The 12520-nt window shown below is 44.2% G+C and carries 10 protein-coding genes, 1 tRNA gene and 1 pseudogene; 5 read left to right on the forward strand and 7 right to left on the reverse strand.

Annotated features, from left to right (window positions below):
- Positions 1 to 28 precede the first annotated feature (28 nt).
- On the forward strand, positions 29 to 499 hold the full coding sequence (locus N596_RS06485) for a COG2426 family protein (RefSeq protein WP_023027359.1): 471 nt from the start codon (positions 29 to 31) through the stop codon (positions 497 to 499).
- A gap of 334 nt (positions 500 to 833) precedes the next feature.
- Here N596_RS06485 and tsf read toward each other — a convergent pair whose 3' ends face one another.
- Together tsf and rpsB are read right to left on the reverse strand one after the other, a co-directional pair.
- A complete protein-coding gene (gene tsf, locus N596_RS06490) occupies positions 834 to 1874 on the reverse strand; it encodes a translation elongation factor Ts (protein WP_023024647.1) in 1041 nt (346 codons plus the stop codon).
- A gap of 79 nt (positions 1875 to 1953) precedes the next feature.
- Complete coding sequence (gene rpsB / locus N596_RS06495) at positions 1954 to 2736, reverse strand: 30S ribosomal protein S2 (RefSeq protein ID WP_042361283.1); 783 nt, start codon at positions 2734 to 2736, stop codon at positions 1954 to 1956.
- Positions 2737 to 3047: 311 nt separating this feature from the next.
- Between rpsB and N596_RS06500 the strand changes: the two genes are divergently transcribed.
- A tRNA-Cys gene (locus tag N596_RS06500) sits at positions 3048 to 3118 on the forward strand.
- A 116-nt stretch (positions 3119 to 3234) separates the two neighbouring features.
- Positions 3235 to 3957, forward strand: coding sequence for a hypothetical protein (locus N596_RS06505; protein WP_023024651.1), 723 nt, complete (start codon positions 3235 to 3237; stop codon positions 3955 to 3957).
- 368 nt (positions 3958 to 4325) lie between these two features.
- Here the strand turns inward: N596_RS06505 and nusG are convergent, their stop codons facing one another.
- The 3 genes from nusG to rpmG form a co-directional block, all read right to left on the reverse strand.
- Positions 4326 to 4862 (reverse strand): transcription termination/antitermination protein NusG, encoded by a 537-nt coding sequence (gene nusG / locus N596_RS06510; RefSeq protein WP_006595435.1) that lies wholly within the window; start codon positions 4860 to 4862, stop codon positions 4326 to 4328.
- A 186-nt stretch (positions 4863 to 5048) separates the two neighbouring features.
- Positions 5049 to 5225 carry a preprotein translocase subunit SecE gene (gene secE / locus N596_RS06515; protein ID WP_023024653.1) on the reverse strand — a complete coding sequence of 59 codons (177 nt, stop codon included), beginning with the start codon at positions 5223 to 5225 and terminating at the stop codon, positions 5049 to 5051.
- 9 nt (positions 5226 to 5234) lie between these two features.
- On the reverse strand, positions 5235 to 5387 hold the full coding sequence (rpmG, locus tag N596_RS09755; protein ID WP_006595433.1) for a 50S ribosomal protein L33: 153 nt from the start codon (positions 5385 to 5387) through the stop codon (positions 5235 to 5237).
- Between the two features lie 126 nt (positions 5388 to 5513).
- On the opposite strand from rpmG, the gene ypfJ reads away from it, so the two are divergent.
- Positions 5514 to 6434, forward strand: coding sequence for a KPN_02809 family neutral zinc metallopeptidase (gene ypfJ / locus N596_RS06520; RefSeq protein ID WP_023024655.1), 921 nt, complete (start codon positions 5514 to 5516; stop codon positions 6432 to 6434).
- A 666-nt stretch (positions 6435 to 7100) separates the two neighbouring features.
- Here the strand turns inward: ypfJ and pbp2a are convergent.
- The gene (gene pbp2a, locus N596_RS06525; RefSeq protein WP_023024657.1) at positions 7101 to 9332 is read right to left on the reverse strand and encodes a penicillin-binding protein PBP2A; all 2232 of its coding nucleotides are present in this window, start codon (positions 9330 to 9332) and stop codon (positions 7101 to 7103) included.
- A gap of 183 nt (positions 9333 to 9515) precedes the next feature.
- Between pbp2a and N596_RS06530 the strand changes: the two genes are divergently transcribed.
- A complete protein-coding gene (locus tag N596_RS06530; protein WP_042361286.1) occupies positions 9516 to 10439 on the forward strand; it encodes an RluA family pseudouridine synthase in 924 nt (307 codons plus the stop codon).
- Positions 10440 to 10732: 293 nt separating this feature from the next.
- Here the strand turns inward: N596_RS06530 and N596_RS10450 are convergent.
- A pseudogene (locus N596_RS10450) lies at positions 10733 to 12484 on the reverse strand (pneumococcal-type histidine triad protein); the annotation flags it as partial.
- Between the last annotated feature and the right edge of the window lie 36 nt (positions 12485 to 12520).

The raw sequence follows: 12520 nt of genomic DNA on the forward strand, positions 1-12520 counted from the left end.
TGAAAAGGATGAATTGAAAGGATACCACATGAACTACATTATTACTTTTTTGATCTCCATGATTCCTCTGGTGGAGCTTCGTGGAGCTGTTCCCTACGCTATCTCTACCGGAATTCCTCTTTGGCAAGCCCTCCTGATCGGGGTCATTGGCAATATGCTTCCTGTCCCTATTATCTTCTTTTTCGCTCGCCATATCCTGGAATGGGGGAAAGAGAAGCCTCTTATCGGGAATTTCTTTACTTGGTGTCTCAATAAGGGGCATCGTGGAGGCCAAAAATTAGAAGAGGCTGCAGGAGATAAGGGAATCTTTTGGGCCCTACTCCTCTTCGTCGGCATTCCTTTACCAGGAACTGGAGCTTGGACTGGAACCCTCGCCGCCTCTATTCTAGACTGGGACTTCAAACGGAGTGTCCTAGCGGTCATGTTGGGAGTCATTCTAGCAGGGCTTATCATGGGTACTCTCTCGCTTCTTTTTGGACTCAATACCTTTGCGCATTAAGAAAAAAATAAAAGCATGGTATCTGATTAGGAAATACCTTCTTCGATCCTTTCCTTATGTGAGTACGGACGTCAGCGAACTTCTACGAAGTTCCATGACTTAGTTTTGGATCTAAGGTTCCAAAACTCCCGAGTGCTTGAAGCAGCAATGTTTCAAGCACTTTTCTCACGGCGGAAAGTCTCAGTATGTATTTGAATTAATTTTCAATCAGAATATCTCCGTTATTTTATGAATTATAAATTTCTAATAGTTAGAAAATGCCTTAAACAAATGTCTTAGGTACCTTCCTTACAAAAAAAAGAGGTTTCCATCGAAACCTCTTATTTTTTTATTCTTAGTTGTTAAGAGCTGCTGCCATTGTAGCTGCAACTTCTGCTTCAAAGTCATTTGAAGCTTTTTCAATACCTTCACCAACTTCAAAGCGAACAAATTCAACAACTGAAGCATTTACTGATTCAAGGTAAGCTTCTACTGTCTTGCTGTCGTCCATGATGTAGACTTGTGCAAGAAGAGTGTATGCTTGGTCAACTTTTGTGTTGTCCAAGAAGAAGCGATCCATTTTACCTGGGATGATTTTATCCCAGATTTTTTCTGGTTTACCTTCAGCTGCCAATTCAGCTTTGATATCTTCTTCAGCTTGAGCGACAACTTCGTCAGTCAATTGAGCTTTAGAACCATACTTCAAGTGTGGAAGAGCTGGTTTACCAACCATTGCACGGCTTTCGTTGTCTTGGTCGATCACGTGGTTCAATTGTGCCAACTCATCTTTCACGAATTGCTCATCCAATTCTTTGTATGAAAGAACGGTTGGTTTCATTGCAGCGATGTGCATTGAAATTTGTTTAGCAAGGGCTTCGTCTCCACCTTCGATAACAGAGATAACACCAATACGTCCACCGTTGTGTTGGTAAGCACCAAAGTGTTGTGCATCTGTTTTTTCAAGCAAAGCAAAACGACGGAATGAGATTTTTTCTCCGATTGTAGCAGTTGCAGATACGTATGCTGCTTCAAGAGTTTCACCTGAAGGCATTGTCAAAGCAAGAGCTTCTTCGTTGTTAGCTGGTTTACCTTCAGCGATTACTTTCGCAGTTGCGTTTACCAATTCAACGAATTGAGCGTTTTTCGCAACGAAGTCAGTTTCAGCATTTACTTCAACTACTGCTGCAACGTTACCGTTCACATAAACACCAGTCAAACCTTCAGCGGCAACACGGTCAGCTTTTTTAGCTGCTTTAGCCATACCTTTTTCGCGAAGCAATTCGATCGCTTTTTCGATATCACCTTCAACTTCAACCAATGCTTTTTTAGCGTCCATGACACCAGCACCAGATTTTTCACGCAACTCTTTAACAAGTTTAGCTGTAATTTCTGCCATTTTGTTTCTCCTATATTTTTTTAAAAATAGGAGAGCCGGGCTAAGCCCCGCCCTCCTAGGTAATTACTATTTATACGAATTAAGCGTTGTCGCCTTCAACAACTTCAACGATTTCTTCGATTGAATCTGCTTGAGTTTCAGTTGCTGCCAATTCAGCTTCAACTGATGCAACTGCATCTTCACCTTGACGTCCTTCGATAACAGCATCAGCCATTTTCGCAGTGATCAATTTAACAGCGCAGATAGCATCATCGTTAGCTGGGATGATTACATCGATATCGTCTGGGTCAGTGTTTGTGTCGACCATCGCTACAACTGGGATACCCAATTTCTTAGCTTCTTTAACAGCGATTTGCTCTTTGTGTGGGTCAACAACGTACATTACGTCTGGGATACGAGGCATATCTTCGATACCACCCAAGAATTTTTCAAGACGAGCGCGTTGTTTGTTAAGAAGTGCAACTTCTTTCTTAGGAAGAACGTCGAAGATTCCTTCTTCTTCCATGCGTTTGATTTCTTTCAAACGAGCGATACGTTTTTGGATTGTTCCCCAGTTAGTAAGGGTACCACCCAACCAACGGTGGTTGATGTAGTATTGACCTGAACGAACAGCTTCTTCAGCAACAGCTTCAGCAGCTTGTTTCTTAGTACCAACAAACAATACAACTGCGTCGTTTGCAGCAGCATCACGCATGAAGTCATATGCTTGGTCAGCGTATTTTACAGTTTGTTGCAAGTCGATAACGTGGATTCCGTTACGCTCAGTGAAGATGTACTTAGCCATCTTAGGGTTCCAGCGACGAGTTTGGTGACCGAAGTGTACACCAGCCTCAAGAAGTTGTTTCATTGAAATTACTGCCATGAGTAAATTCTCCTTTTTGTTTTTTTCTCCTCTCCCAGACGTCAGCTTGCAACACGACCACAAGGGCAACGGTGCCACAATGGTTCCGGGATGAGTATTTATTGCTTTACGCAACTTTATAAGTATAGCAGATTTAGAAGCTTTTTGCAAGTCATTTGAGAGAAATTCCTAGACTTTCCTGCTTTTCTTCAGAGTCTCCCTCCTTCCTTTATTTTTTCTGCAAAATTCTCATTCTTTCCCTTTCATAGACCTTTTGTCTGAAATTTTTTCTTGACCTTATCTGATTTTTAAGATAAAATAGAATATGTTGTGGCGGTATAGCCAAGTGGTAAGGCACGGCTCTGCAAAAGCTTGATCGTCGGTTCAAATCCGTCTACCGCCTTCACAAACAAATATCTATGAGCCCAGCAATGGGCTTTTTTGATACATCAGCTTGATTGAATCTCACTTTCACCCCTTCGTAAGTGATCGTGTTTTCCAATCATGAAAGGAAAAGATATGATGAAAAAAGTGACCTTATATGCTCTCAGCATCCTCTCTTTGGCCATGCTCGCTGCTTGCCAACCAGCACAAGAAGAGACTCATCAAAGAAAACCTCTTGTTAGCAGCTCTAAAAAAACCTCTAAAAGCTCTAAGAGTTCTAGAAGTTCATACTCTAAAAAGTCATCCAGCAAAAAGGATTTTTCATCAGGCTTCGACGATGATCATTCTCATAGTTCTTCAGACTCTAACACGCGCGAGGATCCTAACTATACAATGAGCTTGATGGACCAAGGAGAATCACTAGAAGCTATCGGGGATATCCCTGAAATGCCAAAATGGGCTGCCTTCAAAGAAATCAAAGTGGAAATCCTTGTTGGAAATGAAGCCCTTGCTCCTACTTCAAAAGAAGAAGCCATCAGCAAGTTAGGTCCTACTGATTCCACTTCTGGCAATGGTGCTTACTGGCATGGAGATGGCAGTGCTATCTTGATTGATTTTAATGAAAAAGGTCAAGCCACTAACAAAATTGCAACCTTGCCTAACTCTAAAAAGGTTACGAATCTCAAGGATATTCAACCTGGAATGACAGCTAAAGAAGTCATTGAAAAACACGGCCGTCCAGAAACTGTTTTCGTCTTTGGCTACGCGACGATTTTTACTTGGAAAGGTGAAGACGGAAAGGACTACTCTGTCGGTTTTGACAAAGAAACAGTCTTCCAAGTCTCTGAACCTGCATAAAAATCCCTTTTTCGGGATTCTTTTCTAATCCTATTCAAGCGCTCAGCTGATTTTCTCACCGATGGGATAGAAGTCCTTTTCATAACACACAAACCCTCCAAGACCAACGTCTTGGAGGGTTTCTTTGAATAAGAGGCTGGGACAAAAGTCCTAGCCTCTCAATTGCCTTTGAATTGTCGAGCAAGACGCAGTGGTTGCTTGGTATCTTTGTTCGCTTTTAAGCTCCAAATATGACCTAATGAGGGAAACAAAGTTTCCTTTATCTGCAACCTTCAACAGTCTCCCAGACTGTTGAAGCTGTGCGGAGGTGGGACGACGAAATCGAATTCTAACGAAGGACCGATTTCTGTCCCACTCTCTTTCATTCCTTACAATTCTGCAATTTGATTGAGGTTGACTTCTGCCACAGTGTCATTTCCAAACATGGTGATAATCATTTTCACCTTGTTGTTATCGATTTCTGTGATCTTACCAGTGTAGTCTGCAAAGGCACCATCGATGATACGTACAGTATCTCCCACCTTCACATCAATGTTGAAATCTTGAACTGTTTGTCCCATCGAAATCAAGATGTTACGAATCTCGTCTTCCAAAAGTGGAGTTGGTTTTGAACGGTTCCCGTGTGATCCAACAAATCCTGTTACGTTTGGTGTATTCCGAACAACAAACCAAGCTTCATCAGTCATGACCATTTCTACTAAGACATAACCAGGGAAGCGATTTTCTTCGATTTCTTTTGTTTTCCCGTTCTTCTCGATTTGCACAGTTTGAGTAGGGATTTCTACACGCAAGATGTTTTCCAACATGTTATATGTTTGTGCGCGTTGAAGAAGGTTTTCCTTCACTTTGTTTTCATATCCTGAGTAGGTCTGTAGGACAAACCAGCCTTTGTCAAAACTATCCATTTTTATTTCCTTTCTTATCTACCAGAAGGGGTTCGTTTCATCACGATACTAAAAAAAGCCTTCTGGCTCTTGTTTTCCTAGCTCCATTATAACATAAAACCGGAGAAATCAAAGAAGTTTCTCTTGTTTTTCTTCAGCAAGACAAGAAAAAAAGCATCCACAGGGGACGCAGATTTGTTTCTTTTTTTAGAACATATCGATGATCTTCAAAATACCTTTAGCCACTACTTGGTCAAACAAATAAATCAAAGCTACAAAAAAAGCGGTGTACTCAATTACTGAGATAAAATTTTTCCATCTTTCCTTGCGATTTGGCCAAGTCGTGTTTTTCAGCAAGACAAAAATATCTTTAAAAAATTTCACAACATTCTCCTATCTGGTTTCTTTATGAATTGTATATTTGCTACAATGTTTACAAAATTTGTTAACTTCTAGACGTTTTGGTTTTGGCGTCGCACTCAACTTGATTGAGTAGTTGCGTGACCCACAAACCGTACACGCTAGACTTGCTTTTTTTAATGCCATAACGCCTCCATTCACACCATTATAGCAAGTTTTCTACTATTTGACAAGTTCTTCTGCTCTCTGGAAGCGCATTTTGTTTGGCTTTTCTCTACGATTTGGTACAATATAGGAGATAAAGGAGAAATTATGAAAAGCGATCATCTGAAAGAAAGTAAAAACATTGAAGACCGTCGCGGGCAAAGTGGCGGAAGCTACTCATCTGGCCGCTCTGGTGGGAATTTAGGGGGTGGTATTTTACAAATCCTCCTCTCACCTGGAAGCTTCAAGAGCAAACTAATCTTGATCCTGGTCCTCATCTTTTTGAGTGGCGGGGCTGGATTGAGCGGGCTCTTTGACCAGGGCCAAACCACGCAGAACTATAACTCAGGCCAAGTCACTCGCCAAAGCAATACCCAGGTGAGTGATGGAGATAGCAAATTCGTCAGTCAAGTCCTTGGAACGACTGAGGATTTCTGGGGGCAAACCTTCCAAAATGAAGGGCGGACCTATCACAAACCAACCTTGGTTTTCTATACAGGTCAAACTCGAACTGGCTGTGGTGTAGGCCAAGCATCTGCCGGTCCCTTCTACTGTCCGACAGACCAAAAGATCTATTTGGATATCAGCTTCTACAAAGAGCTAACCACCAAATACAAGGCTAGCGGAGATTTTGCCATGGCTTATGTCATCGCTCACGAAGTCGGCCACCACATCCAAAACGAATTGGGGACTCTTCAGAGTTATCAGAAAGCCATCCGAGGAAAAAGTGAGACAGAAAAAAATGCCTTAAATGTCCGTTTAGAACTTCAAGCTGACTATTATGCGGGTATGTGGGCTCGTTACATTGAAGAGCAAGGCCTCATGGAGACGGGAGATATCGAAGAAGCGCTCAATGCTGCCCACGCCGTGGGAGATGACACCCTTCAAGAACAAGCCTATGGCTACTCCGTTCCTGATAGCTTCACCCACGGGACTTCTGAACAACGTATGCGCTGGTTCAAACGTGGTTACCAATACGGTGACTTTGAACACGGAGATACCTTCAGCGTCTCTGATAAAGACTTGTAACAAACCTAAAACCAAAAGCCTTTCAGATTATCTGAAGGCTTTTTTAGCACCCTATCGATAGCTAGCTAAGCAAGGAAAATGATTTAAAAAATCCTTTCCATTCAAAATCTTCTCAGAAACTTTCCTTAGGTGAGTACGGACGTCAGCGAACTTCGAAGAAGTTCCATGACTTAACTAAGATACAAAGGGCATTCACGGATTAAGTCAAAATAGGAAGTTCGACGCAGAATCTTTCGATTCTAGGAGTACTTATCTTTTTGACACAATCCGTAGCCCGTGTTCAATTAGTTTTGAATCCCCTCGCTCTTTAATTTCCGGGCTCAGGCTAAAACAGTTTCCCAAACTGTTTTACTCTCAAAACTCCCGAGTGAGAGTGGGACAGAAATCGGTCATTCGTAAGAATTCGATTTCGTCGTCCCACCTCCGCACAGCTTCAACAGTCTGGGAGACTGTTGAAGGTTGCAGATAAAGGAAACATAGTTTCCGTCAACATAGGGCATCTTTGAAGCTTAAAAAGCGAACAAAGACTTAGGATACTTGCTTCGCAAGTTCTATCCACCACCTCAAAGCAGTGCTTTGAGCACTCAACCACTGCGTCTTGCTCGACAATCCAAAGACAATTGAGAGGCTGGGACTTTTGTCCCAGCCTCTTTTAAGCGTCTATTTTTAGAATCCAAACCAACCTTTGAAAGTATCCCAGGCATTTTGCGCTTTTCCAGGAATATCTGCTTCATCGATTGCTTTTTTGGCATCGTCTACGATACCTGCAGCGCGTTCTTTGACCGTATCAAAGAAGCCCTTGTCCTCTTCTGGACTTTCCGTTTCTGTTTCTTGACCGACAGGAGCAATTCCATTTTCCTGGTAAGAATTTTCCTCATTATCAAAGCCGGTTCCTTCTGTATAAGGCAGGACGCTATTGGCGACATTTCGGAAAATCACTGATGCGGTCTCTGCACTGGTTCCTGTCAAATAGTGGGTTTCATCCGTCTTAGGGAATCCTAGCCACTGACTAATGACCACGTCTGGCGTGTAGCCAATGACCCACTGGTCTCCGGAAAGATCAGGGTTGAAGTCCGTTTCAGTCGTTCCTGTTTTACCAGCCATGGTATAGCCATATGGTGCTGCGTTGACACCCGTCCCGTTGGTAAAGGTTCCCAACATCATATTGGTCATCTTCTTATTGGCTGAGCTGCTGAGCACTCGTTTCGATTTCTGACTGTGACTTTTCACGACCTGACCGCTAGCATTTTCAATCTTCGTAATGAGATGAGCATCATTCATCACTCCGTCGTTGGCAAAGGTTCCATAGGCCTGAGCCATCTGAAGCGGATTGGTCGTCACACCAGATCCGAGGGCTACTCCGAGGGACCTGTCCACCTTGTCCATATCGAGACCAAATTTTTTCCCGTAATCAAAGACAGTATTGAGCCCCAACTCATTGGCTGTCGCTACAGCTGGAAGGTTGAGAGATTCTGCCAAGGCTTGGTACATTGGAACGGTCGGGCTACCTTGAATGCCACCGTAGTTATCGACTGTATAACTGCCGTAGACCCTGGTCGTATTGTCCAATTCTTTGTTGGTCGACCAGCCGTTGGCAACAGCTGGACTATAAACGACGAGAGGCTTAATGGTAGAACCAGGACTTCTCGCAGATTGAGTCGCATAGTTATAGCTTCTGAAGCCAGCATCTTGGTCACTGGCCACGCGTCCGACAATCGCCCGCACTCCTCCAGTCTTAGGATCCAGAGCTACGCTACCAGATTCTGCCCGCGTGCCATCTTCAGCAACTGGGAAGAGATCTACATTGTCGTAGATAACCTGCATGCTGGCTTGGTAATTCTGGTCCATCTCTGTGTAGATCCGGTAACCATTCTTGATGATATCTTCTTCTGTTAGACCATATTCGTTGACAGCCTCGTTGATAACCGCATCGAAATAGGACGGGTAGCGATAATCTTCTGACTTGCCTTCATAGGCATCCACCAGCTGTCCATGAATGTCGACTGCAGCGGATTGATCTGCTGTGGCTTGGTCAATATAACCAGCCGCAACCATATTTTGTAGGACCGTATTGCGACGATTGGTGGCGTTCTCGACGGAATAAAGGGGATTATAAATTTCTGGCCCCTTGAGCATACCGGCAAGGACAGCCGACTGATCCAAAGTCAACTCACTAGCGGAGACCCCAAAATATTTCTTAGAAGCGTCTTCAATCCCCCAAACCCCATTTCCAAAATAGGCATTGTTGAGGTACATGGTCAGGATTTCTTGCTTACTATATTTTTTGTTAATCTCGAGGGCCAGGAAGAACTCCTTGGCCTTCCGCTCAACCGTCTGATCCTGAGAAAGATAGGCATTTTTGGCCAACTGCTGGGTGATCGTCGATCCCCCACCTGAGCGACCGGCAGTCAAAATCGCCAGGAAGAAACGACCGTAGTTAATCCCACTATTTTTGTAGAAACTTCGGTCTTCCGTCGCAACAACCGCATTTTGTAAGTTTTCGCTAATCGCATCTAACTCAACATAGGTCCCTTTTTGCCCCGTTAGGCTACCTGCTTGATTCCCATCTTTATCATAGATGATCGTGGTCGCCTTGAGGGCGTTTTGCAGATCCGCTACATTGGTCGTCTTGGCTATGTAGAAAAGGTAACCTCCGACGACGAGACTAAAGGTCAGGCCAATCAATAAGAAGATCTTGGTCAAGTGATACTTGCGCCAAAAGCGTCTGATCGGATGTTGGGAGTGAGATTTTCTCCGTGAATTCTCCGACCGGCTATAGGTTGGAGCTTGCTCCTCCCCGTCCGTTGATAACTCAACCTCTTCCGCAATCTTCCTTGGTTTTTTCTCTCGTTGGAAATGACGAATCATTCCCTCCATTAATTCTTTTAATTTATTCATAGTCCCTATTTTATCACCTTCCTAACGTCTAGACAAGAAAGACCTTCGCAGAAACGGATGCTTTTAGTTTTCTTTAAGGTTGCCATCAAGTCCTCTCTAGAGCGGGTTTTAGCAACTTGTTTCTCCTCTCCTTTTCCTCCTTCTCATCTTTTCTTTCCCTTTGCTTTCTGATACAATAACACTATGCAGTATACTATAACGATACCAAGCGCCTTGCCCGCTATGACGGTCAAAGAGGCCCTTGAAGATTATTTTCTCATCCCACGAAAGATTCGTCATTTTTTGCGAACCAAAAAACATGTCCAAGTCAATGGGGAGACCGTCCACTGGCAATCAATGCTTGAAGCTGGTGACCAACTCACCCTCACCTTTGATCCGGAAGATTATGAAGAAAAGGATCTCTTGACAGGGGATGCTAGCCTGGTCGAAACCCTCTATGAAGATGAGCACCTCATCATCGTAAACAAGCCGGAAGGCATGAAAACACACGCCAATCAACCAGATGAAATCGCCCTTCTTAATCATGTCTCCACTTATGTTGGGAAGACCTGTTATGTCGTTCATCGCTTGGACAAGGAAACCAGTGGAGCTCTTGTCTTTGCCAAGAATCCCTTTGTCTTACCCGTCCTGAATCGGCTGCTAGAAGATAAGAAAATTCAACGAGACTATTGGGCTCTAATCTTAGGTACCTTACCCAAAAAGCAACTGGTTTATAAGGACAAATTAGGCCGTGATCGCCATGATCGACGCAAGCGTATTGTTGATCCTCGAAAGGGCCTCTATGCGGAAACCCATGTGACTAGCTTAAAGACTTTCAAGCGCACCAGCTTAGTCAACTGTCAGCTCCAGACAGGTCGCACCCACCAGATCCGAGTCCACCTCTCTCATCATGGCCATCCGATCGTGGGTGACCCTCTCTATAACCCAGAAAGAGCGCCTCGTCTCATGCTCCATGCCCACCGCTTGCGGCTTACCCATCCCTTTACCTTAGAGAAAATTCAAGTTGAGGCCCCTTCTCCAAGTTTTGAGAAAGGCTTAAAAGAGAGTGGGACAGAAATCGGTAATTCGTTAGAATTCGATTTCGTCGTCCCACCTCCGCACAGTTGAGTAGGGCTGTAAAAGCTGATGAAATCAGCGTAGTAGAGCCCACTCAACCACTGCGTCTTGCTCGACAATCCAAAGACAGTTAAGAGGCTAGGACTTTTGTCCCAGCCTCTTTTATTTCTGCATCGTTCCTATTCCGTCGTTTCTTCACTTGCGACTGGACTGGCTTCTGTTTTTTCTGACTCTGGTGATGGGGTCTGAACAGGATCTGAAGCCTCTTCCTTATTTTGGCTAGGATCGCTTGTGGTAGGACTTTGAGGGGCTGGAGTTGCTTTGTCTGCTTCCGCCACTGCTGTCGATGGAGCCGCTAGCAAATCCTCTCGAAGAGCTTGGATCGCTTGTAGCAAGGCTTTCTTGTCACTCTTTGGATCAGCTAGTTGATCAAAGAGAGCTTCTAAGCGTTCAAACTGGGCATCACTGGCTCCTTTTTCGGCCAATTGTTGGTGGAGAGCGATCAACTGGTTATAAATCTCTTGATAGAGGGCCACGTCTCCAAGTTGAGGTTCCTCTGTTTTCTTTTGCTTTTGTTGTTCAATCGTTTCACCAACTTCACGCAAAAGAGTTTTTCCTGCAGTCAAGGCCTTGTCAGCATCGGGCTCTTGGCGTACCTGTTCTAAACGTTCTTCAAAAGCAGGACGCTTGCTTTCTTCTACTTGTGGCAAAAGAGAGTTGATTTGTTCCAAAAGGGTTGTCAAGATACTAGAGCGTTGACGGGACTCTGTCTTTTCATCCAAGTCACCATAGACCCCTTTGAGGAAGTCGTAAACAGCTAGGTTATAGGACGGAGCATCTCCTCCCTTTTGATCCAGAACTGTTTTTTCGATTGGATAGGTTGGAGCATTATCCTGGGACAGTAGCTGGTCAATCGCTTGCTTAGCTTGGTAGAGTTCCATGAAATGGGCTTTTGAGTCCCAAGCTTCTTCAAAGGCCTGAGCTCGGTAAAGCTTCAAAGCAAGGTCTGATGCTGTCGCACGCAATTCAGGTGTCAAACGCGCATCGCTTAAACTTTGGTAGAAATACTTGAGGTAATCCACCGAAGTCACACCAGTCCGATCTTGCATCTCCTGAATAGCTTGCAACAATCTTCCTTGCTGATCCAAGCCTTGGCTATCTTTAGCTGTATAGGCTTCCTGCAATTGAGAAACAAGGCTTTCTTTCTTGAGTTGGAAGGCTTCGGTATCAAGCAAGCGAACCTGTTCCAACAATTCCTGATAGCGACGATCCAAGGCTGTTTCTTCTTTCGGCTTCACTTCCTGGGTCGCATGGATATATTCTTTATCAACTTGGTCAAGACTCGCCAAGTATCCTGCTGTCGAATTGCTTGGGAAGTTTTTAACTGTTTCTAAGAATTGACCCAAGTTCAACTCAATCCGTCGTTGTTGCAGAGGGTCTGATGCGTACAAAGTCCGACTTTCTGCTAGGAGTTGGTTGACCTTGTCCTCTACAGCTTTCTGGTCCAAGTCACCTTTCTGGTAAGTTGCTTGGATGGTCGGTAGACGGTGAGCCAAGTAGTCCGCCAATCCTGCTGAGCGTACCTTGATGTAGTGGTTATGGTCTCCATGCGGAATGACAAACTGGCCGTTCTCGATTTGCATCGTATATGGCGAAATACCGGAGCGAAGTGCTGTTGCATAAAGCTCGTTGATAAAGTCTAGCTCGGGATTTCCTGTTTCAAGCGGAATCCGAACATGTTCCTTCCGTACTGCATAAGGGTGGATATGGGTTGGATCGTATTCTTGGTCTGGATTGTTAAATACAAAGAAACCATTGGAAATCTTGATAGCTTCCCGAGGGACGCCGTAAGTCTGGCTAATGTACTGAATTTTTTCTTCATCCGAAGCATCTCGCGAATAGGTCGCTACATCATCTGTCAGTGGTTGACCCTTGTCTTCTTCCTTCTTACCAGCTAACACTGCCTCTGCCGCTGCGATCTCTTGAGGAGAGAGATCCTTTTTGTAGAAGTAATGCGCATGGTCTCCGTGAGCGACCATATAGCCCTCGTCATCCTTGCTGATGACATGATCTGCATGGAAACCATGATCGTGCTCATGGGCCTGTTCATTTTCATGATGATGATCATGATC

The sequence above is a fragment of the Streptococcus ilei genome (genome assembly GCF_000479335.1).
Lineage (GTDB): Bacteria > Bacillota > Bacilli > Lactobacillales > Streptococcaceae > Streptococcus > Streptococcus ilei.

Excerpts from the sequence above, each read along its gene's own strand:
- N596_RS06485 (WP_023027359.1), top strand. The coding sequence starts at position 29 with ATGAACTACATTATTACTTTTTTGATCTCCATGATTCCTCTGGTGGAG.
- tsf (WP_023024647.1), bottom strand. The coding sequence starts at position 1,874 with ATGGCAGAAATTACAGCTAAACTTGTTAAAGAGTTGCGTGAAAAATCT.
- rpsB (WP_042361283.1), bottom strand. The coding sequence starts at position 2,736 with ATGGCAGTAATTTCAATGAAACAACTTCTTGAGGCTGGTGTACACTTC.
- N596_RS06505 (WP_023024651.1), top strand. The coding sequence starts at position 3,235 with ATGATGAAAAAAGTGACCTTATATGCTCTCAGCATCCTCTCTTTGGCC.
- nusG (WP_006595435.1), bottom strand. The coding sequence starts at position 4,862 with ATGGATAGTTTTGACAAAGGCTGGTTTGTCCTACAGACCTACTCAGGA.
- rpmG (WP_006595433.1), bottom strand. The coding sequence starts at position 5,387 with ATGGCATTAAAAAAAGCAAGTCTAGCGTGTACGGTTTGTGGGTCACGC.
- ypfJ (WP_023024655.1), top strand. The coding sequence starts at position 5,514 with ATGAAAAGCGATCATCTGAAAGAAAGTAAAAACATTGAAGACCGTCGC.
- pbp2a (WP_023024657.1), bottom strand. The coding sequence starts at position 9,332 with ATGAATAAATTAAAAGAATTAATGGAGGGAATGATTCGTCATTTCCAA.
- N596_RS06530 (WP_042361286.1), top strand. The coding sequence starts at position 9,516 with ATGCAGTATACTATAACGATACCAAGCGCCTTGCCCGCTATGACGGTC.